Source organism: Paenibacillus eucommiae (assembly GCF_017874215.1).
GTDB classification, from domain to species: Bacteria; Bacillota; Bacilli; order Paenibacillales; family NBRC-103111; genus Paenibacillus_AI; species Paenibacillus_AI eucommiae.
Genome location: NZ_JAGGLB010000055.1, coordinates 27,548 through 48,533, shown reverse-complemented (window position 1 = coordinate 48,533; position 20,986 = coordinate 27,548). Strand labels below are relative to the sequence as shown.

Below are 20,986 nucleotides of genomic sequence, written 5' to 3'. Positions count from 1 at the left end.
TCATACCGAGTTGCAGCGTTTTGCAATGCGTTGGTATGGAATCGAGGAATTTAGACTTATATTACAAAATATAGGTTTCTCTGAGATTAGATGCTCTTCTGATTATGTTTACGAGAAGCAACCGTCTAATGCGGGGCAAATTATTACTTTTGAGGCCGTACGAAAGCAATAATGTAGGAAAGGGAAAGCGGAAATATGGCCTCTGCCCATGATGCATTGCCGCAACCCTTTTTGTTGGCAGACATTATAGTTAGTAACTGTACAATAAAGTTGGCAACTGAGTTGTAAACTAAATCACTGCACCGTGCTCGCTCTTTCGAAGGGGGCGCGGCTTTTTTGTATAATATACAAGAGAAATCGTAGGAAGTAGAGAGGGCGCTTAATTAACAGTAGCAGCAGGTTTTATTGGACCTTTTCGTCCAAACATGAGTAAGATCGTAAAGTTGAAATGCGAAGGGGGATTAATTGACGGCAGGTCTGTACCGATAATACGGAGACGAAGGAACGAATTACGATTGTCGAGACAGGGATTTATATTTACGATGTGCAAGCTCCGGAAGTCCCGGCGATGCTGTTGCCGTACATCCGACATTTGGCCGTGGCAAAAGCGGCCGTCCTCCGGGTGCTTGTTATTAAAACGCGGCAGTGATTCTTATGTGAGTGCAATGTTGAACGACAAGAACTTGACCCTTTGTCGAAGTAAAGTAAAATAAAATAAAGTAAAGGTGGCTAACCTAACGGGCAGGATAGCGCAACATACTGGTTTTTATGTGCGTCTATTATTATGGGGTTATTTGTAACTACTGGGGGGAGATCTGATGAAGCAACGAACATATGTCGCGCCGCGAACGGATAAAGCACCCAGCAGTGATCTGCGGGCTAAAGGCGGAAGATCATTGCCTAGCTTACCCCCGCGTTAGTTGCCTTACCCTTGCAACAAATGCCTTAGGTTCCGATTTCCGCGTCGATCCGAATGTTGGTTCTGACCCCATCGCGGAAGTTCGCCGTGTCCGCTCGCCGGCGGTTCGGTTCCCACCACGATGGGCATGTTTGTGCCGTGTCCTAGCAAATTGAGAAACTGCTCCCTACGAAGTTGATATCACCTGAGGATTTGGAACAATGGAACGGAGCAGAGCGGCCAAATCAGCGGTGTTAGACATACGACCCGCAAATCTCACCGCAATATGTCAATGCAGGTCCTGTAGCCTCACCGCAATATGTCAATGCAGGTCCTGTAGCGGTCGGCACACCTCTCGACACGCCCAGCCCAAGTCAATTTTGCCCCCACAGACCGCAAGTTGGAACGGAGGAAATTTATGCTTTGGAATTTTTGGAACGCTTGGAAAATAAGGAAAGGCATCAAAAAGCCAATTATTTTCATAGAGAATGCTGGTGGATGCATATGCACAAAAAGCATTTTTAATGGAAAAACTCCAATTAAATGGTGCTTTAGAGTAAAATCTGTAGCCCCTGAGGATAATGGTTGGCGCTTCATCGGTAAATCTGATAGCGAATCATATATAAATATAGCCGATAATAATGTTTTTTTAGATTTTAATACGCTTGCTAACATCGATCCCTCTATACTTATGTTATATAATATGCCAGTTGGAACGGATTTATATGTTGTAAAGGATAAAGGAAAGATACGTTTTTACAAAACGGGAACAAAAGAGGAGATAGAAATTGATTACAGGAGTTTGTGATTCGTGATGGGTGATTTGCAAAAACTTGGCGTGAGCTATGATTTTCGTGAAGCGGGGCAAGGTAAAGTATGTGACTGGATCTGATCGGAGTGGCTTCGGAATTCGGAAAATATTGCACGGCAAGCGCTATAGCTTCTCGTTCCGACACCGATTAGCCCTGGACGGGCATCAAAAGCAACTGGAATTTCGGCCAAGATGATCCGCTACTATGAGCAGACGGGCCTGATTCCGGCTGCTGATCGCAAGGCGTCCGGCTACCGCGATTATTCCGACACCGACGTCTTCAAGCTGGGTTTCACGGCCTTCTGCGTCAGCGAGGATCAGGACGGCAGCGGCAGGTGCTGGAGTACCGGATGGACATAAAGAGGTTGCTGATGCGAGATTCATACCAATAGAAGATTCATTGCAAGATCCATTGGTAATCGACTTAACGAAAGAAATGATACATGCATTTAACACGAATAATAGTGGGTTATATCCGCTGCAGAAATCAATACAAACTAACAATGGCTGGACCAAATTGAAGTATTAGTTTGATATTCACTTAAGGCATTGAACTAACGGGTAACGTTAGTTCAACAATACCAGGAGCAGTTGCCGCGGCAGTTGCTCCTTTTTTTTAAGCTAACTGGCAGTTATATTCAATGAGATGTATTTATGGTAATGTATGGATGTGTGTTGGCAGTTTTGGTTGGGAGGCGCTAATTTGACTAAACGATTAAAAGGGCGAATTGCGATTGTTACTGGTGCAAGTCGTCCTGCACGTTCAAAACTTCATTCATACGCCATTATTTTCGCGATTTGGGCTGCCTGAGCGAATTGACCAATGAATTTCGTCATTGGCTTACGTCTATATCATTGAGAATAACCAAACGACGAATATCATGAGAGAGGTGTCTATTTAAAATGGAAACGAGTCAACCGACGAAAGTAACCGTGCAAGCCGTCATTCATGCCCCTGTCGAGAAGGTATGGCGCTATTGGACCGAGCCGGATCACATCACGAAGTGGAATCAAGCGTCCGAGGACTGGCATGCGCCGAGAGCCGAAAACGATCTGCGGGTCGGCGGCAAGTTTCTAACACGGATGGAAGCGAAGGATGGCAGCATGGGCTTTGATTTTGGCGGCGTCTACGATGTCGTGAATCGGCATGAGGCGATCGGCTACACCATGGAAGACGGAAGAAGAGTGGATATTGCTTTCGTCGATCAAGGGAATGAGACGAAGGTCATTGAAACGTTCGACGCGGAAAGCTCCAATCCCGTCGAGTTCCAGCAAGCAGGCTGGCAAGCGATCATGGACAATTTCAAAGCCTATACCGAACAAAACTAATCATCGCGAAGAAGACGCCGGGGAAGATGCCCGGCGTCTTTCTTTTTGAACCCTAGTACGAGCGTGCTCTCTGTTAGCCTTAACCTTGTGCCGCATCCATGTTCATGTAGTTAATGGCCCACAGATGGCCGTCCAAGTCCACGAAGCCCCAATGATACATGAACCCATGTTCTTCAGGTTCAGCGTGCAACTTTCCGCCCAAGGAGACCGCGGTATTCACGATTTCATCGACCTTTTCCCGGCTCTCGAAGGCCAATGCGATCGTCATCTGCGCATACTTGCTCGTATCGACGGATTCCTTCTCCGTGAGCGTATTAAAGAATGCTTGATTGATCAGCATGACCTGCAGGTTGTCGCCGATCACGATGGCTACCGAATTCTCGTTATCGGGGTATTGCGGGTTGAGCTCGAAACCGAGTCCGGTGAAGAACGCTTTCGATTGTTCTACGTTTTTTACAGGCAGGTTGAAGCTCGTGAATGCGGACGTTAATGCCATTTTCAAAACACCTCTTCGTCAAATTTGTTTGTGTTCATTTATGCCTTCGTTTATATAGACGACAGCCGATCCGGGAATTCATCGGTCTCATGGATTCGGAAGCGTAAATTTTGAAAAATAACTTGGTAATGAGTTCGGATACCCGCCATTCCCGTAAGGTTGCTTATTCTTATTGTGCAGGGATAAAGATTGAACCTCTCTAAAAAGGAATTCGTCTGAATATATGACAATTAAAGGGTGGGTATCGAGTGACGGAATGAGGAACGGTATGGAAATTAATGATAAAACCGAAGTACGAAAGAAAAAGTTTGAAACCGTCGCCATTTCAGTATTAGGTTCGAAGGGCGTATCCATCCCGCCCATCCGCGGCAATATTTACGATCGGCGGGACAGCAGATCGCATATTCGATCTCAACTCAGTCCCTATACTTTACTTTCAAAACAGGCTTTAAGCAAGAAGCGAGGAAGTTATCGAGGCTATGGACATCAAAGACAGAGCGCATCTGCCATTCCAACAACGACGGATCAAATCGGGACTGTCAAAAGAAGAGATCGCCTATCTTAGCGAGCACCGCGACGAGTATCCGGACATGGAGATCGTGGAGGAGCGCATCCACCAGTACAGTCCCGACCGGGTCGCAGTTCAATTGGTCGGCTATATGAACAAGATGAAGGGAGCCAAGGAGAATCTGGACTTTTACAAAGAAATTTAGACGATATAGATGAACTTGTTCAAATGCGTTAGGACTTTTCTTTGGAGGATTATGTGTTAGTAAGGTTAACTTTGAGGAGTTTCGCCAGATTTGTAGCGAGTTTTTAGTTAAGCAATTGAAAGCGGAGATTGGTAAATCTGGTTGGCAGAAGTTGAAGAAAATATAGTTTCACATATGTTTTTACAGTTAATACATAAGGTACCGAGATTCACATTTCAATGGAAAAATGGTCCAAAGAAAATGATGTTGAATTTCTTATCCTCTGGCCGAGTAGCACCAGTGTCCAGTTTTATACAAGAAATGGATTCAATCAATGTGAAGAAGCGATGGAAAAGCATTGGTGAAGTCATACCAAGGCATTGAAGTAACGGGTAACAGTAATTCTGGGGAATTGCTACAAGCGGGCGTTCGTGTCGGGTGACAAGAACTTGTGGACATTCCCGACGAATCGTTGCAACTGGATAAGGATGTCTATTGTAATCTCGAGCACGTCAACTGCTGATTAAACGGGCAGGATAGCTAAGCCCAGCTAGGCACAACTAGCCAATGCCATTCCGGTCGAGGTAAGTGCTAAGCTAAGGGCGTGGCAGCACGATCGTAAGGCTTGGATCCGTCGCCTTGGTATGGATCTCATTGTAATCCTAATGATTGCAGGAGTATAATTATCGTGATTATAAAAACTAATCGAGGGGGTATGACATGCCGAAAACGATCTTGATCGTGGAAGACCAACAAGTGCTACGGGAAATCATGAAGGAGTATTTGTTGGATGAAGGATACCGGGTGCTAGAGGCGAGTGGTGGTAGTCAGGCTTTGGAATTATTTCAGGAGAATGAAATCGACCTGATCATTCTGGACATCATGCTTCCGGAATTGGACGGGTGGTCCGTCTGCCGGCGGATTCGCAAGAAGTCGAACATCCCAATTCTGATTTTGACATCCCGATCGGACGAGGACGACACGCTGCTTGGATTTGAGCTCGGTGCAGACGATTACGTTGTCAAACCCTGCAGCCCTCCCATCCTATTGGCGCGGACGAAGCGGTTGCTGGAAAGCAGGCATATCCGTGACTCGGGGGATACTCTGTCCGGCGGGGCAATCATGCTCTATCTTCCTTCCCGAACCATCACGCTGGACGGAAAGCTTTGTAGCTTGACGCATACGGAATTCGAAATTTTGGCCTATCTGCTCAATAACAAAGGCATCATTATCTCAAGAGAGCAACTCGTCACGAGAATCTGGGGCTACGATTTTGCTGGTGACGATCGTACGCTCAGCAGTCATATTCGCAATCTGCGTTCCAAACTGGGCGATCATGCGAACCGGATCGTCACCGTCGTTCGTTCGGGGTACAAATTCGAGGATCAGCCATGAGAAAGAGCATCGTCTTCAAGCTGTTTTTGCTCACATCAGGCTTATGCGCATTCGTGATCGCAAGCCTCTTTGTCGGACAAACCGTGTTTTTCAAACAATTTTACGTGCATCAGAAGGTAGAGAGCGTCGAATCAGCCCTCCATACCGCTTCTCAAGACGATTGGAATAATGCCGGGGACGCCCGAACCGCGTTTCGGAACGAACAACAATTTTATCAGAAATATAACACTTGGATTACCGAACTGGACGCCGCGGGCAATCTGAAATATACGAGCGACTTCGAAACAGAGGTACGTTTGGAAAACTCGGCAGACGCTTCTGCCTTATCCGGCCAAACAATTACCATCCAGCTCTACACGGTCATGAATGTGGAAGATTTGAGCGCAGACAATCCGCTTCGGGATTTCATCTTCGTCAACCCGGGGGAACGCATCGCCATCGAAGGCGTCCTAATTGACAATCGGCTGTTCCCACAGCGGATCGGGAGGAACGCCTCCAATCTGCGGGAGGAAAACCGTCTGGAAAACGGCCAGCTCGTCCGCAAGGAATACGAAGTCGTCCCGAGGTTCAAGAGCCCGACCGAATATCGCGAACGTTACCCGAGCGGTCTGGTATACGGTACCGTCGTCCAAGTCCGGACGCCGGAGGGAGCGGACCAACCGCGGTATACGAACCATTTGTTTCTGGAAAGGGTGAAGGCTTTTCAAGCCGATCTGCTCTACGGAGATTTTAGCGGAAAAACCGATATCATCAGCGATTATGAGGAAAATAACGTCCCATACAAAATATTCGTGAAACGTTTGACTGATCGGACAGGAAACACCGAATACCTGTTTGCTATGACATCGCTCCAGCCCGTGAACGAAGCCGCTGGTGTGATGCGCCATTATTACGGCTATATCGTGTTAGGCTCTTTTCTGCTCGTCCTCCTGGTTTCCTTTTATTATGCCCGCCGCATTGCTCGTCCCATGCTCCGCATGAACGAAGCGACGCAAAGAATGGCAAATCTGGACTTTTCCGTCCGAATTCCGATTGCGACCGAGGACGAGATCGGCAACTTATCCCGCAGCATCAACGAGCTTTCAGGCTTATTGCATGACCATATCGTCCGACTGGAGCAGGATATCGAACAAGAAAAGCGGCTGGAGCAGACACGAAAAGAGTTCATCGCGGGCGTATCTCACGAATTGAAAACCCCGCTCAGCGTCATCGAGAGCTGTCTGTATATTCTAAAAGACAAGCCCGAAAGCGAGAAGCGAGCGTATTACTTCGCTGCCATGGAAGACGAAGTGAAGAAGATGAACCTGCTGATTACGGACATGCTAGAGCTTGCGAAATACGAATCCGGCACTTACAAAATGGAGATGACCCCATTCCGAATCGATGCTGTCCTGGAGCGAGTTTGTGCGAAGCTGGCACCGGATATCGCTGACAAACGGCTACAGCTCCACATCCATTTCGTCCCTGTAGAAATCGAAGCTAACCTGCTGCGCATCGAACAGGTCGTTGTGAACTTCATGACGAACGCGATCCGCTACACGCCGGAAGGCGAGAACATCTTCGTTACGACAGTCGAAGAACCGGAAACGGTCAAGGTAAACATCGAAAACAAAGGCGCCCACATTCCAGACGAGCAGATGGAGAAAATATGGGACCGCTTCTACCGCATCGAACACTCCCGTCATCGTTCGACTGGCGGCACCGGGCTGGGTCTTGCGATCTCCAAGCAAATTTTGGAGCTGCATGAGGCACGTTACGGAGCAACCAATACCGAAGATGGTGTCCTGTTTTATTTTGAATTAAACAAGAAAAGGAAAGCGTAGAATATCCGTTCTGCGTTTTTTTAATTGATCTGCAACTGGTCTGCATATGATCTTTATCTCCATAGGGTAACCTATGTAGCATCATACATACAGTCCTCGTTGGAGATTCTACAGTGGATCCATGCTGAGGATTAGTTTCAAAAATTCAAATATAGTGTACATGGGTAGTTCCATGAGTTTTACGCTCTGGGTTCTAGAAAAAAAGTTGTGAGGTTGTCACATGTCAAGAACAATACTGATTGTAGAAGATGAAAATAAATATTTTACGTGAAATAATGCACAGGAAATGGCGAAGCTGGAACAAGACTTTTATCAAAAGCATAACACCTGGATCGCGGCATTGGACTCCCGGGGCAATTTGCAAAATACCGACGATTTTTACATGGAGATCAGGCTGGACTCTATGGACGACTACCCTGCTTTTTCCGGTCGCACCATAAAGATCCCGCTCTACAGCTTCATCAACGTGGAAGATTTTTATAACGATAACCCGTTCATCACTCCTTGGATCGAAGAGGGCAAACCAATCACCATAGAAGGTTTAATCATGAACAGACACTTGAATAAAAAAGTGTAGAAAAGTAGAAGAAAGTGCGGAATTCGGTTCTGTGCTTTTCTTTTTTTAAGTGACATTCATTTCATCTGCACTTCTTCTCTATCTCTCTCTATTAAACTTCTTATTGAGAATGAGAGGAGATGGATTGAACATGACAGCAGGAACGAACTTAGATCGGGGTAAATACGAAAGGAATTCCAGAGCGAAGAGACGCATATTGCGTGTCGTGCTGCTGGCTGCCTTTGTCTGCTCGGTTTTTGTTTTCTGAGATGGATGCCATTTGATCGGGCGACGGGTTCAGAGCAGCATGGAACAACGCTTGCTGGCGGGCAGTCCTCGGTAAAACCCGGTAAGATTAGCCCAATTGAAGAAGATCTAAGGCCAACAGGGAAGATCGTGTTTTTAACGCTTGACTACGGTCCTAGCGATTTGACGGGGAAATTTCTCGACGTGTTATGGCAACATGGCGTCAAGGCCACTTTTTTCATGCAAGGAAGCCAATTACAGTGAAAAAGTTTACAAAGGACGTGAAGCGTGCTGTACGCGAGGGGCATTATGTCGGAGGACACAGTATGACTCACCAATATAAGAAGCTGTACGAAGAAGGGCAATTATCGCGTTCTATCAGAAAAAAGGTTACCGGTTTGGCGTTTATACGGATGCCGCACATTTTCACCTGAATTTTCAGAAGGATCATCGTTTATAGCCACAGCGCGGCACTGAATCAGATTTTTGGAAGTAGGAGCTGTCCCGAGGGTCCATGTGAATCTCGGTTGAACGGCTCCTTTTTATCTATCATTACAGCCAAAATCTATAAATCACTTTGATATAATCTGCACTTTATCTTGACCTTGCCCGATTATACTTTTTTCAGAAGGAGGAGAGTTTGTGCTATACAGCACCCCTTTCGGGAGAGGGGGCAGCAAATAACAGCAAGACCGTTCGAAACGATCGGTGGACCGGGAAAGGCCGAAATTCGCCAATGATCTGGGTGCGGATCTGTTTATATCCATTCACGGCAATACGTACGAGGACCCTGGCGTGTCGGGCACAGAAACGTACTATTACCATGAGAATTCGCTATCCTTGGCCGATATCATGCAACGACATTTAGTTCAGGCAAGCGGGTTTCGGGACCGGGGAGTGAAGCATGAAGATTGTTTTGTCCTGAAGGAAACGGACATGCCGGCCGCCTTGATCGAGATGGGATATGTAACGAATCCGCAGGAAGAGAAAGCGATGCTGACAGAAGATGTTCAAAGCCGAAGCTGCTTCTATTCTGGAGGGCATAAAGGAGTACCTAAATTTAAATTAAGAGAGGACAATGATCCATGTATAAAAAAGTCATTTTAACACTATTTATAGGCAGCATCGCACTCGCCTTGGCAGCATGTGGGAATGGGCAAAATATGCAAAGCGAGACGCCTATGGCACAAGTCAATGAAACGGCTCCCTTGGAGAAGTCAAACAATACATCCTATAAAACGATTTTTCAACACAGCGTATTTCTGGGAGATTCGATTACAGAGGGGCTATCCTACCATGACATTTTGGACGAGTTCAATGTAGTGGCAGGTGCCGGAACGACTACCGAGCTATCTCTGGAGGGTGGAGATGTCGATAAGCTGGCAGAGCGCAATCCGCAGCATGTATTTATCATGCTGGGATCCGATGATATCCTATTGCCGTCCCAAATTACGGATAATCCCCAGCAGTATTCGCTGAAGTTTTACGCCAAATTGATCGACAGCATCAAGGAGAAGCTTCCGAAGGCATCCATAACAGTTTTACCGGTTACGCCGGTTACGCCGGAAGCTGAAAAAGTTGAAGTACGCTACAAAAATATCAATGATTACAACCAAGGTTTAAAAGAGCTGGCGAGCAAGAAGCAAGTCCGATTTGTCGATTTATCCTCCATATTTGCGGACAATCCAAATTTGCACAGTTCGGACGGCGTTCATTTTAAACCGGAGTTTTATACACGTATGCTGGATTTGCTGAAAGAGCGAGTGAAATAACATGCAAATAGGTCAACAACTGGGGGTGATGGGGATTGGTCTTTAGTAGTCTCATATTTCTATTCCTCTTTCTGCCGGTCACAATTCTGATCTACTATATCTCGCCCATGAGGATTAGAAATGCCATTCTGCTCGTCGCAAGCCTGATCTTCTATGCATGGGGCGAGCCTGTCTATATTTTCATCATGATCTTCTCGACGGTATTCGACTATGTGAACGGGATACTGATCGAAAAATACAGGCACCGTAAGGAGATTGCACGGGGAGTTTTGATCGTATCTATGATTGGAAGCCTGGGAATTCTGGGCTTCTTTAAATATGCGGGTTTCGTCTTCGACAATATCAATTCGTTGTTTAACCTGCACTTACAGGCAGCAGATCTTCCGCTTCCGGTGGGAATCTCCTTCTACACATTCCAAACGATGTCTTACATAATCGACGTTTATCGGAGGAAGGTGCCTGTTCAGAAGAACCTGATCTCCTTCGGCGCCTACGTGACGATGTTCCCGCAGCTTGTAGCGGGACCGATCGTTAAATACGGAGATATTGCGGGGCAGCTTGTTAACCGCAAAGTGACGTTGGACCGTTTTGGCGAAGGGGCGGAACTGTTTATCAGAGGACTTGCTAAAAAAGTGCTGCTTGCCAACAATATCGGTTTGCTGTGGGCAAGCGTCAAAGCGGTGCCTGCGGGGGAGCTGTCGGTTCTTTCCGCCTGGCTCGGCATTGTCGCCTTCACGTTTCAAATCTATTTCGATTTTAGCGGGTATTCGGATATGGCGCGGGGCTTAGGTAAAATGATCGGGTTCGAATTTATGGAGAACTTCAACTATCCTTATATTTCCAAGAGTATTACGGAATTTTGGCGGAGGTGGCATATTTCGCTCGGTGCCTGGTTCCGTGAGTATATCTACATCCCGCTCGGTGGGAACCGAGTTGGTATGCTGAAACAATTGAGAAACTTGACGATTGTATGGTTTATAACCGGATTGTGGCATGGAGCGAGCTGGAATTTTATCATTTGGGGCTTATATTTCGGTCTTTTTGTCACAATCGAAAAGCTATTTCTATTGAAATGGTTTCAGCGCATGCCAGCCTTTATAAGCCACGTCTACACCCTAATTATCGTGATCATCGGCTGGGTATTTTTCGAAATTGAACATTTGCCCACAGCTATGACATTCATCGGAACGATGTTTGGCGCTGGAGCAAATGGGTTTGTGGACAACCGGTCGCTCTACGATCTGTCGACGAACGCCCTGCTGCTGCTGCTCTTGGTGTTTTGTGCCACGCCGTTTCCCAGTAAAGCACTAACACACATCAGAACCAAGTTTGCCCGATTCGGATCGATTGCCGCTTCCGCCATCTACTTCATCTTTATGGTGGCGTCAACAGCTTATCTGGTCAATGCAACGTACAATCCATTCTTATACTTTCGCTTTTAATGGAGGTGATTTATTTGAAGAAATTCGACCAAGTATATTATCGCGCACTCGCCATTTTACTGCTGATGTTTACCGGAGCGGTATTGGTTGTCAATTGTCTGACCCCGAGTAAAGTATTTTCCGAATCAGAGAACCGAATGCTGCAGAAGCTCCCGAAATTCTCGCTTGAAACATTAGTATCAGGCAAGTTTACTTCGGAATTTGAATCGTATTTATCGGATCAGTTTATGGAGAGGGACTTTTGGATTGCACTAAAATCCGATGCGGACCAGGGAATGGGGAAAAAAGAGAGCAACGGGGTTTACATCGGCAAGGACGGGTACCTGATTCAAAAATTTTCTCCTCCCGAAAAAGGAGATTTGGAAGACAAGGTGGAAGCCATTCAAGCATTTGATAATGCTACGCCTGGTCTACGCAAATATATGATGCTGGTGCCGACGGGCGCTGCCGTACTTGAGGATAAATTGCCGCCTTATGCTTCCGGTGGTGATGAGATGGCCTATTGGAAAAAGATAAAGGATTCTCTTCTCGGGGACATTCGATGTTTCGATGTATACCCCGCGTTAGAGGCAAACAAGGAGCAATCGATCTACTATAAAACAGACCATCACTGGACGACCAAAGGCGCTTTTCTTGCCTATCGGGAGCTGGGCGAGCCAATGGGTTTTACACCTAAGAACGAAGATGATTTCAACATTCGTCAAGTCACCAGTCAGTTCTATGGATCTTTGTATTCGAAAAGCGGGTTTAGGCACATACAACCGGATTCTATTGAGCTTTATTATCCAAAGACACCAGGGACCATTTCCGTGGATTATGTTGACGAAAAGCAAAGTACGGATTCGATGTACGTCATGGATAATCTCGCCAAGAAGGATAAATACACTGTATTTTTCAATGGGAATCATGGCTTGATCCGAATAACAACCGGCAATACGGAAGGGAGAAGGCTGCTTATTGTCAAAGATTCGTATGCAAACAGCTTGATACCTTTTTTAACACCGCATTTTAGCGAAATTGATGTGATAGACCTCAGATATTATGATGGGGATGTACTGAAACTTACGGAAGATCGGCAAATCCACGACATATTGATTTTGTATAATATTACTACATTTTTTGAAGATCCATCAATTAAAACATTAGCGAATTCCGTGGAATAATTCAAAAAGGAGGTCAGTAACGATGCTTACTGGAATGAAAATTAAATACTTGTTTGTCCTGTCTACCGTCATGATCTTATGTGGCATTTTGATCGGGTGTTCCGGCAAGAACGAAGACGCCAAGGACGTTCCTCTCAATACAATTGAGGAACGCATCAAGCAAGTGGCTTCTATGGAAGATATGGAAAAAGGGGATATGAACAGGCTTAAGAAGCTATATCATCTCGATGCAGATGAAGTTCAGGATTTTGTGCTGTATACGGCAGAATCGAACGTGGAAGCGAATGAACTGGCCGTTATCAAAGTGAAACAAGAGAATCAAGCGGAAATCGTTAAGGAAAAAATCATGAAAAGAATCGAGGGTCAAGAGGTCAAGTTGAAAGACTACCGTCCCGAGCAATTTTACCTCGTTGAAAAGCATGTATTAAAGGTCAAAGGTCTATATATTTTGTTTACGGTCTCCAAGGATGCCGAGAAAATCGAAAGTGCGTTTGACGAAGCCCTTAAATAACAGGAGATAGTCCGCTCCTCTATTTAGGGGGTATGGGGAGCCATCGGAACCGCATTGGTCGTTTGCAGAATGTCCGAACATTCGTCTGCAAATCAGCTGCACAGGTGATGGCCGACCAGGTTCTAAATCCACAGAAACTGCATGAGCGGCAGGTTCACTAAAACGAGTATATGTATAAAGCGGATAATTGTAGCCGCGCTCGTCGTATCATCGTTAAGAAGGAGCGTCTGGCCGGAGAACTCGTTTTCCAATTTACATTTATTTTGGATTGATGGACAATTCAGATTGGCTTTAATCAATCCATGACGAAGGAGCTGGCAAATCCACTCTGCATCTTTAACATCGGTTTTACGCCCAGGTACTGCTTTCATATGCTGAGCGTTGACAACTAAAAATTCTATATCCTCTGCTTCGAATAAGTTCACAATTGGCTTCCAGTATACACTCATACTCTCCATGGCCACATGAGTAACATCCGTGCAGCTTTATCCAATCCACTAGCTTAAGCAGGAAAACAGTTGTAGTCGAGAATGTTTGAATCTCCTTTCCTTCAGGTGTCATGATACATGCCGTAATATTGTCCTTGTGGACATCCATACCGCACGACCGTTCAATCATTACATCCATGTCAAGCAGTCCTTTCTTCGGCTGTCAAGATTGGAGGCTGGTGCAACAACCAGAATAGGATTAATCTACTATGAGTGCTTCCCATTAGGGAGAGATTGGATCTTGTGTTTCAGGCTGGCAGCCAAAAGTGACGCTTCGGCAATTATTGAGTCTAAATGAATACGCAGGCGACTTGTCGGATCCGACATATGTCGGAACTCAAAAACATTGTTCCATTAAATGTCGCGTAAATAAAGAGTTTTTGTCACTGTATATCGAACAAAGAGCATTACGTTAACGAGGAACGTTAACTCAATACAACACGACGGTAGCTGCAGAAACAACAGCGCATGTGCGACTGAAACAATCATACTCGCTGTAACGTTCTTAAATGTGAGGTGATAATTCATGATCAAATGGGTGTTAACATTAGCGGCTGCATTGGTGTTGCTATCGGGCTGCAGTGAGAAGTCGGGCAGACCTAGTGACAATACGACCAATCCTTCCACTGCTCCTGCACCGGGGGAGACGGTTACGCCCCCAGCGAAGCCGAAAGCGTTCCCCGCTGTGTCTGACCCTTATGATGCTGACCAAGCAGCGGAGAACGGCGATATCGTGAACGTTCACGGGAAGATGTACAATCTCGACAAGTGGAAGCTGTTTCTGGCGAATCTAGACGTGGGCGTGCCGGATCAAGTGCGTATTACGCAGTATACGATTGAAGGTGACCCGATCTTCTATGAGCTGGTCTATGACGGGGCTGAGGTGATTACGTATACGTACGATAACTCGAGGGACAGGTTCGGCAGCGATGCAGGTCGTCCGAGGACGGTGTGCCGAGGTATTGAGCTCGAGGAGGACAAGGAGTTAGGCTCCCATTACAAGCTAACCGGATGCGATACTGAAACCAGTAATACGTTCTGGTTCACGAACATAGTATCGAAAGCCGAGCAGGGCAGCCAATAAGCACAATAAAACACATAACTACGCCGGTAGTTCAGAATTAACCGCTCAGTAATAGGTGCGGTTTTTCCCATTGCACGAAAATCAACAATCAAGACTAACAGGGTCTTTAAATAAAAACAGTAAGGTAGTCTACATAATCGATGTAAGTTCTTGTCCTTCGACAGGAGGTGGTTATTGTTAGAGGACAAGAACTTACATTGATTGCCGCGCTCACCGCCTGTCTTATCATTGCGAAATAGCATTCCATCACGCTGCGAAGCGACGGAGAAGACGTTCACAGGTTTTGACTAGGAGTTGCTCTGTTAGATCGTGCTCGGATAACGTCAAAGATTTCACATTGGATTTCGGAGGACAAGAACATAAATCGTTAACCACAGTCGGTCATTAAACTAGTGATGCCTGTACCTGCTCAGCAGCACGGAGGAGCTGAACGAACGGGGAGGATAATACAACTTTTCTGTTGACAATACCTTTATTACGCAGTATTATTTTACCAATTTAGATTATTTTGTGGGGAGGATACAGATGTCAAAAATTCAGGCAATTGTACTGGACTTGGACGGAACCCTGCTCGGTAGTGATAAATCGATATCTCCAAGGAATTATCAGGCTGTTAAAAGATGTTTTGATTCTGGAATTCATATTATTATTGCCACGGCGCGACCGCCTAGAGCGGCTAATCAATTTTTGAAGAGATTCCCTTTTGTAGACTACATGGTTTATTACAACGGTGCTTTAGTTACATGCAAATCTAAGCAAAATGAGTGGCACATTAGTATCCCTATGGAGATTAGCCAACAAATTAACAAATTCATCGAGTTACGAGTACCTCAATCGATAATCTCATATGAGGTTAATGATTCATGGTATACGTGTAGACCAGTTCCCGACTCCCAATGCGCTCAATTAGGTATCCTCTCGAATGACCCGAAACCCCAGGTTGTTGATAAAGATTATATGAGTTCACTTTCCCCGACCAAAATATTGGTTCTAGGATGCGGCACATGGAGGGATATATGCGAGCAATTCGGTGACCATGTGAATGCAATCGCAACCGATGAAGGAGTATTGGTCCAAATCATGCATATATCAGCCTCAAAGGAAAAAGCCGTGCAATGGGTGTTAAGCGATATCGGAGTAAAATCAGAAAATGTAATGGTATTCGGGGATGATTTTAACGATTTAGGCCTATTCCATATGTCCGGATTTCCGGTCGCAATGGAAAACGCGATAATTGAACTAAAGAATTGTGCAGCCCACGTAACCGATTCAAATGATAATGATGGTGTTGCTGTTGCAATTGAGAGATTTGTGGTGTAATCACTTGCAGATAATGATTCAACTAATGGTGAACTTTAGCACAACGACAACAGGCTGCCGGCAGATCGGCAGTCTGTTGAGCTATCGGGCAGATTTGCGCAACATTGTTGTCTTCGAAGAAAATTCAGATTTACACTTGACCCTTACGTAACGTAATGATTTATAGTGAACGTAAGAGCAGGACGAAACACAGGCCTACTGCCAAAAAATCGAACAACTAAATTCGAAATCGGAGGAGAAGCAAACATGAGAAAACTCGTATTGTTCATGCATGTGTCGCTGGACGGGTATGCGTCGGATTCGAACGGAGGACTAGATTGGATTCCGTACAACGAGGAATTAGAGAAATACGCCGAGGAGGTCGTAGCCGAAGTCGGCTCTCCCGTATACGGACGCACGACGTATCGGATGATGGAGAGCTACTGGCCCACGGTGCTGGACAATCCGAATGCGTCGAGGCACGGTATGGAGCATGCCAAATGGCTGCAGGATGTTAAGAAGATCGTCATTTCCGGCTCGATGGACATTGTGGAATGGAACAATACGATGCTGATCAAGGACAATATCGCAGAGGAAATCAGGGCGCTCAAAGAGCAGCCTGGCAAAAATCTCGTTATCTTCGGCAGTCCGGGGGTGGCGAAGACGTTGCTTGAGCTCGGCCTGATTGACGAATTCCTGCTGACGATTTGTCCGGTCATCTTGGGCGGCGGAAAATCGGCATTCCACGGCGACGGTGAGAAGATCAGGCTCAAGCTGCTGTCCAGCCGAACGCTCAAGTCGGGCATTATCGCGGCCCGCTGTGAGTTGGAGAAATAGCCGTGCCGTACAAGGTGTTCCACTAACGGGTACTATAGCACAATAAGTAACCAGAACAAGGCTGCCATCAGGCAGCCTGCTCAGCAAGTGCTTCGCGAAATTCGCTGTAGTAAATCGAACTGAACCTTATTTGTTAGAGCACCTAACTTGGTGGTCTTTTTTTTCTTTAGCGAGGTGAGACCTCTTGACGGGAGGATAAATTTGGAATATTATTATGTCAGTCACCACTGACAGACAAATGTAATCTACAGAAAGGGAGTTGATCATGCGTCAAACTAAGCAAGGGAGCGCGGAGAAATTGTTACGGGCTGCGATCGACCTAATTTCGGAGAAAGGCTACCACGGCGTCACGACGGAGCAAATCGCCTCATCTGCAGATTTAAGCGAAAAGACGCTTTTTCGACATTTCGGTAGCAAGCAAAATTTGCTGGAAACCGCCCTTGAACGATTTCAGTATGCCGAAGAGATGCGAGTGCTCTTCAACGAGCAGATTGTGTGGGAGTTAGAAGTCGACCTACTAACCATCAGCAAAAAATATCATGACATCATGAACCGAGATCGAAAGCTGATTCTGATCGCCTTAAAAGATGAGGTCCATATCCCCGGCTTTAAAGAACGTCGACTGCAGCATCCTCGCCAACTGTTGACTTTTCTGACAGATTACTTCATTACGATGAGCGAGAAAGGAAAAATAGCTTGTACGAACCCCACCATGCAGGCGTTTACATTCATGATGGCTCAATATGGCGCGTTCATTAACGATTTGGAAGCTGGTAACAATTATCCCGGTATCAGTCTCGATCAGTTCATACAAGAGAACGTGAAAATCTTCGTCAGGTCTCTAACTCTTTCCAAAACAAATTGTGAAAAGGAGCTGCAAAAGAAATGATGAATCAGGAAGTTTCCGCATTTATCGAGAACCTTAGTCAACCATGGCAAATCGAGGTCAGCAACCAACTACGCCAGATGGTACATCAGGTTATTCCGGAAGCCGAAGAACGCATTCAATACAAGAAACCGCATTTCCTGAAACATGGGCATTATGCGGCGGTTATATCACCATCGAAGGATGCCATTGCATTCATGATCATGAATTCTTCCGGCCTTACGTTTCCGAAAGGATTTGAAGGGCCAAACGAGAGGAAATGGCTAAAAATCCGTAAAGAGGATACACCCGATTACGGTCTCTTGTCTGATCTTCTGGTTCAGGCTTCAAGCACTCTGTAGCAAACTTTCACATTTATCGTGGGGCATGGTTCCCATCAATAAGCAAGGAGGATTCTCATGGATAACAATCTGAATCAACAAAGCAACTTCGCGAGTTGAAGGACAAGCACTAATCGTCGAGCGTATTTTCAATGCTCCGCGGGAGCTTGTATGGGAAGCCTGGACAAAGCCGGAGCACGTATCCCGATGGTGGGGACATGACGGCATGCCCCTCCATGCTTGCGAGATCGATTTACGAGAGGGCGGCACGTATCGTTACGTTCAGCTGGGCCCAGATGGAACGGAGTTTCCTTTTATCGGAACGTACCGCGAAATCGTTAAGCCCGAGCGACTGAACTATACGAATGATTTTTTCGATATTACTCCGTTTAACGAGCACGAATCCGTCATTTTCGACACGTTTGAACAGCTTGAAGGCGACAAAACCAAATTGACGATGCGCACGGAATACGTCTCTGCTGAAGCCCTTCAAGGCTCTCTGACTTCTGGCGCTGAGCAAGGCGCGATTGCGTTCATGTCACCACACAACAGAAGTCATTGACCTAGATTATCTTAAACAAAAACGTCGGGAACTTTTGGCGGACACTGCTGGCAGCTGTTGCCCAATTAAAAATCCACCTAACCCCACAGTTCATTTTACTGTGGGGTTTGCAATTTCTTTGAGGACAAAGAGTAGGGAATCGGACAAGAACATTGTCCGATTCCCACGGGATAAAGTAAGAGGAGAAGCATTGCACTAATGGGCATAATTATTAAATTTACCATCTTACGTTAAACCTGAAGTTGTATTCGGTCGGGCCTGAACTGTGCACATTAGCAATCTATAAGAAACCGGGCCTGCTATTCTTTGATAAAGTATAGACAGAAAGGAGGTTGAATATGGGACGTTTAATCCTGCAGATGAATGTGACACTGGACGGTTGCTGTGACCATACGCAGGTGATTGCAGATGAGGAGCTCCACCAGTATTCGGTGGACATGATGGACCAGTCCGACGGTCTGCTTTTTGGGCGCGAAATCTATCAGTTGATGGAAAGTGCCTGGCCAGCCATAGCCAGCAGCGGCGCCGGACCTCAATACTTGGTCGACTTCGCACGCAAGCTCGATCGGAAACCCAAGTACGTGGTCTCGTGGACGCTGGATCAAGTGTCGTGGCAGAACTCTTTCTTATTGAAGGGGCCTGTTTCCGAAGAGGTGCCACAGCTTATGGCAGAAGGGAAGAGCTTACTCGTTAATGGCGGTCCCGGCCTCGGTTCCACCCTGGCACAACTGGGATTGGTGGATGAGTATCACTTCCTGGTACAGCCCATCGTTGCCGGACGTGGTCCCCAATTGTTGGAGGGAATTCGTGATCGACTGGACCTGAAGCTGACCGGGACCAAACCTTTCGGTTCTGGCGTCGTGCTGCTCCGCTACACACCCGTTCGTTGACTGCTTGGCTGATAACCGCGTCTTGGCACTGCCAGACGAATAATATGAGCACAAGATGTAGCTTGCAACATTTGTCGGCTGCTTCGTTTATATCACGAGGAGCATCTCTGTTCCAACCTGGTAGGGTAGGATATAGTTAATGTGGCGACAGACTGACCTTTCCTCCGCTAAGCCGCCTGTTGTGACAAGCTGCCTACCGGTGGAGCAGGAGGTCAATACGATGAGCGAAGGAAACAGACAACCCTACATCAGTTTGTTCAGCTAACGGGACACTATAACTCAATAAGCAATCAGAACGATGCTGCCGGCATGGATCGGTAGCATCGGTGTGCTAACGGGCAGTTATGTGAAATAACTTAGGATGCAAAAATATGGTAAAATGAACCGAGAACACGACCAGTGTAAGTGGAGGTTAAGTGGATGAGTTCTGAACTGGAAGAACTTAATTCAATAATTAAAACAGAGGAATAGAGCCAAACGGTAGGCATACCCATCATTAAGCTAACGTGACACGATAATTCAACCAGAACTGGGAGCAAACAGCCGCGGCATTGCTCCCTATTTCATTGAAGTAACGGACAGTTTAATTCAGATCTTGTATGAGTGTTTCATGAAAAGGATGTGGTTTCCCGTGACAACCCTTCATTTAATGGTTGGCCTTCCTTGTAGTGGTAAAACAACTAAGGCTCGTAAACTCGAAATGAAATATTCAGCACTTCGCCTTACTCCGGATGACTGGCACATTCGTTTATTTGGGCATGATTACGAGGATAACATGACGGAATCTGAAGAAAAAATGCATGATTCTAGACATGATTCAGTGGAATCCCTGATGTGGGACGTTGCAGCTAGAGTTTTAGTTCTTGGTGTTGACGTTATTTTAGATTTTGGATTCTGGAGTCGAAGTGAACGAGATGGGTTTCGTTCCAGAGCGAAAGACTTAGGAGTTGGCTTTCAAATTCATTTTGTTGAAGTGCCTGAAGAAGTATTGTTTGAACGTCTTGAAGTCAGAAATGCTATGCATCCTGAGGGAACTTTTTTCGTCCCCGAAGCAAAACTTAAAGAATGGATACAAATATTCGAGCCACCTTCACAAGAGGAACTTGAACCTTCCGACGATTGAACTAACGGGACACTTTAGTTCAATGCATCCATGGAGTAGAATGCGATCCGGCATCTGCTCCATTTTCTTTGAGCCAAAGGGCAGTTTACTTCAAATAGGTATAGAAATTATAATCTTCTCAAATTAAATCACATCTTTTTAGAAAAACATTAAAGTACGTAATCCAAACTTTTCTTGAATTGATAATGGGAAATCAAGGGACGGGACAGACGTACCTTAGCATTTGCTTAAATGTTGTACAATTTAACTAGATGCATAAAGGGGGAGTTCTTATTGGTTTGGATCATGTGGGATGATGAAAGGATTGGTGGTGCAATTATTAACAATGGAACGGTTATGTATCCCTTTTTGATAACACCCTTT

23 protein-coding genes and 3 pseudogenes are annotated in these 20,986 nt (G+C 45.9%); 24 read left to right on the top strand and 2 right to left on the bottom strand.

What is annotated here, in order from left to right:
- From J2Z66_RS40445 to J2Z66_RS40430, 5 genes and pseudogenes are all read left to right on the top strand, one after another.
- Positions 1-172 (top strand): annotated as a pseudogene (locus J2Z66_RS40445) (class I SAM-dependent methyltransferase); the annotation flags it as partial.
- A gap of 1,144 nt (positions 173-1,316) precedes the next feature.
- Positions 1,317-1,706 carry an immunity protein Imm33 domain-containing protein gene (locus tag J2Z66_RS40440; RefSeq protein ID WP_209979452.1) on the top strand — a complete coding sequence of 130 codons (390 nt, stop codon included), beginning with the start codon at positions 1,317-1,319 and terminating at the stop codon, positions 1,704-1,706.
- A gap of 37 nt (positions 1,707-1,743) precedes the next feature.
- The gene (locus J2Z66_RS44255) at positions 1,744-1,905 is read left to right on the top strand and encodes a PmbA/TldA family metallopeptidase (RefSeq protein WP_376774565.1); all 162 of its coding nucleotides are present in this window, start codon (positions 1,744-1,746) and stop codon (positions 1,903-1,905) included.
- The gene (locus J2Z66_RS44330; protein ID WP_281068947.1) at positions 1,902-2,069 is read left to right on the top strand and encodes a MerR family DNA-binding transcriptional regulator; all 168 of its coding nucleotides are present in this window, start codon (positions 1,902-1,904) and stop codon (positions 2,067-2,069) included. The genes J2Z66_RS44255 and J2Z66_RS44330 overlap by 4 nt, the downstream gene beginning before the upstream one ends.
- Before the next feature lie 543 nt (positions 2,070-2,612).
- A complete protein-coding gene (locus tag J2Z66_RS40430) occupies positions 2,613-3,038 on the top strand; it encodes an SRPBCC family protein (protein WP_209979451.1) in 426 nt (141 codons plus the stop codon).
- A 79-nt stretch (positions 3,039-3,117) separates the two neighbouring features.
- Here the strand turns inward: J2Z66_RS40430 and J2Z66_RS40425 are convergent, their stop codons facing one another.
- Positions 3,118-3,534, bottom strand: a complete 417-nt coding sequence (locus J2Z66_RS40425) for a VOC family protein (protein WP_209979449.1) — start codon at positions 3,532-3,534, stop codon at positions 3,118-3,120.
- Between the two features lie 479 nt (positions 3,535-4,013).
- Between J2Z66_RS40425 and J2Z66_RS40420 the strand changes: the two genes are divergently transcribed.
- From J2Z66_RS40420 to J2Z66_RS40375, 10 genes and pseudogenes are all read left to right on the top strand, one after another.
- A complete protein-coding gene (locus J2Z66_RS40420) occupies positions 4,014-4,247 on the top strand; it encodes a hypothetical protein (protein WP_209979446.1) in 234 nt (77 codons plus the stop codon).
- Positions 4,248-4,946: 699 nt separating this feature from the next.
- The gene (locus tag J2Z66_RS40415; protein WP_209979444.1) at positions 4,947-5,621 is read left to right on the top strand and encodes a response regulator transcription factor; all 675 of its coding nucleotides are present in this window, start codon (positions 4,947-4,949) and stop codon (positions 5,619-5,621) included.
- Entirely contained in the window at positions 5,618-7,444 is a 1,827-nt protein-coding gene (locus J2Z66_RS40410) for a sensor histidine kinase (protein WP_209979442.1), read from the top strand. The genes J2Z66_RS40415 and J2Z66_RS40410 overlap by 4 nt, the downstream gene beginning before the upstream one ends.
- Before the next feature lie 286 nt (positions 7,445-7,730).
- Positions 7,731-8,021 (top strand): hypothetical protein, encoded by a 291-nt coding sequence (locus J2Z66_RS40405; protein ID WP_209979440.1) that lies wholly within the window; start codon positions 7,731-7,733, stop codon positions 8,019-8,021.
- A gap of 351 nt (positions 8,022-8,372) precedes the next feature.
- Positions 8,373-8,611 (top strand): annotated as a pseudogene (locus J2Z66_RS40400) (polysaccharide deacetylase family protein); the annotation flags it as partial.
- A gap of 343 nt (positions 8,612-8,954) precedes the next feature.
- Positions 8,955-9,353, top strand: a complete 399-nt coding sequence (locus J2Z66_RS40395) for an N-acetylmuramoyl-L-alanine amidase family protein (protein ID WP_312895027.1) — start codon at positions 8,955-8,957, stop codon at positions 9,351-9,353.
- Positions 9,332-10,018 carry a GDSL-type esterase/lipase family protein gene (locus J2Z66_RS40390; RefSeq protein WP_209979438.1) on the top strand — a complete coding sequence of 229 codons (687 nt, stop codon included), beginning with the start codon at positions 9,332-9,334 and terminating at the stop codon, positions 10,016-10,018. Before J2Z66_RS40395 ends, J2Z66_RS40390 begins: the two co-directional genes overlap by 22 nt.
- Before the next feature lie 35 nt (positions 10,019-10,053).
- On the top strand, positions 10,054-11,460 hold the full coding sequence (locus tag J2Z66_RS40385) for an MBOAT family O-acyltransferase (protein WP_209979436.1): 1,407 nt from the start codon (positions 10,054-10,056) through the stop codon (positions 11,458-11,460).
- A 5-nt stretch (positions 11,461-11,465) separates the two neighbouring features.
- On the top strand, positions 11,466-12,623 hold the full coding sequence (locus tag J2Z66_RS40380; RefSeq protein WP_376774564.1) for a DHHW family protein: 1,158 nt from the start codon (positions 11,466-11,468) through the stop codon (positions 12,621-12,623).
- 22 nt (positions 12,624-12,645) lie between these two features.
- Complete coding sequence (locus J2Z66_RS40375) at positions 12,646-13,134, top strand: DUF4358 domain-containing protein (protein WP_245376208.1); 489 nt, start codon at positions 12,646-12,648, stop codon at positions 13,132-13,134.
- A gap of 284 nt (positions 13,135-13,418) precedes the next feature.
- On the opposite strand, the pseudogene J2Z66_RS43955 reads toward J2Z66_RS40375, so the two are convergent.
- Positions 13,419-13,761, bottom strand: a pseudogene (locus J2Z66_RS43955) (IS110 family transposase); the annotation flags it as partial.
- Positions 13,762-14,148: 387 nt separating this feature from the next.
- Between J2Z66_RS43955 and J2Z66_RS40365 the strand changes: the two are divergent.
- From J2Z66_RS40365 to J2Z66_RS40325, 9 genes are all read left to right on the top strand, one after another.
- Positions 14,149-14,706: a DUF4362 domain-containing protein gene (locus J2Z66_RS40365; RefSeq protein ID WP_209979432.1), complete on the top strand. Its 558-nt coding sequence runs from the start codon at positions 14,149-14,151 to the stop codon at positions 14,704-14,706.
- Between the two features lie 525 nt (positions 14,707-15,231).
- The gene (locus J2Z66_RS40360; RefSeq protein ID WP_209979430.1) at positions 15,232-16,026 is read left to right on the top strand and encodes a Cof-type HAD-IIB family hydrolase; all 795 of its coding nucleotides are present in this window, start codon (positions 15,232-15,234) and stop codon (positions 16,024-16,026) included.
- Between the two features lie 4 nt (positions 16,027-16,030).
- Positions 16,031-16,177 carry a hypothetical protein gene (locus J2Z66_RS40355; protein ID WP_209979428.1) on the top strand — a complete coding sequence of 49 codons (147 nt, stop codon included), beginning with the start codon at positions 16,031-16,033 and terminating at the stop codon, positions 16,175-16,177.
- Between the two features lie 95 nt (positions 16,178-16,272).
- Positions 16,273-16,842: a dihydrofolate reductase family protein gene (locus J2Z66_RS40350; protein ID WP_209979426.1), complete on the top strand. Its 570-nt coding sequence runs from the start codon at positions 16,273-16,275 to the stop codon at positions 16,840-16,842.
- Between the two features lie 265 nt (positions 16,843-17,107).
- Positions 17,108-17,731, top strand: coding sequence for a TetR/AcrR family transcriptional regulator (locus J2Z66_RS40345; protein WP_209979425.1), 624 nt, complete (start codon positions 17,108-17,110; stop codon positions 17,729-17,731).
- On the top strand, positions 17,731-18,069 hold the full coding sequence (locus J2Z66_RS40340) for a DUF1801 domain-containing protein (protein WP_209979467.1): 339 nt from the start codon (positions 17,731-17,733) through the stop codon (positions 18,067-18,069). The genes J2Z66_RS40345 and J2Z66_RS40340 overlap by 1 nt, the downstream gene beginning before the upstream one ends.
- A gap of 73 nt (positions 18,070-18,142) precedes the next feature.
- On the top strand, positions 18,143-18,610 hold the full coding sequence (locus J2Z66_RS40335; RefSeq protein ID WP_209979465.1) for an SRPBCC domain-containing protein: 468 nt from the start codon (positions 18,143-18,145) through the stop codon (positions 18,608-18,610).
- A gap of 338 nt (positions 18,611-18,948) precedes the next feature.
- Positions 18,949-19,500 (top strand): dihydrofolate reductase family protein, encoded by a 552-nt coding sequence (locus J2Z66_RS40330; RefSeq protein ID WP_209979422.1) that lies wholly within the window; start codon positions 18,949-18,951, stop codon positions 19,498-19,500.
- Between the two features lie 631 nt (positions 19,501-20,131).
- Positions 20,132-20,623 (top strand): P-loop nucleotide/nucleoside kinase family protein, encoded by a 492-nt coding sequence (locus J2Z66_RS40325; RefSeq protein WP_209979420.1) that lies wholly within the window; start codon positions 20,132-20,134, stop codon positions 20,621-20,623.
- Positions 20,624-20,986: the final 363 nt, after the last annotated feature.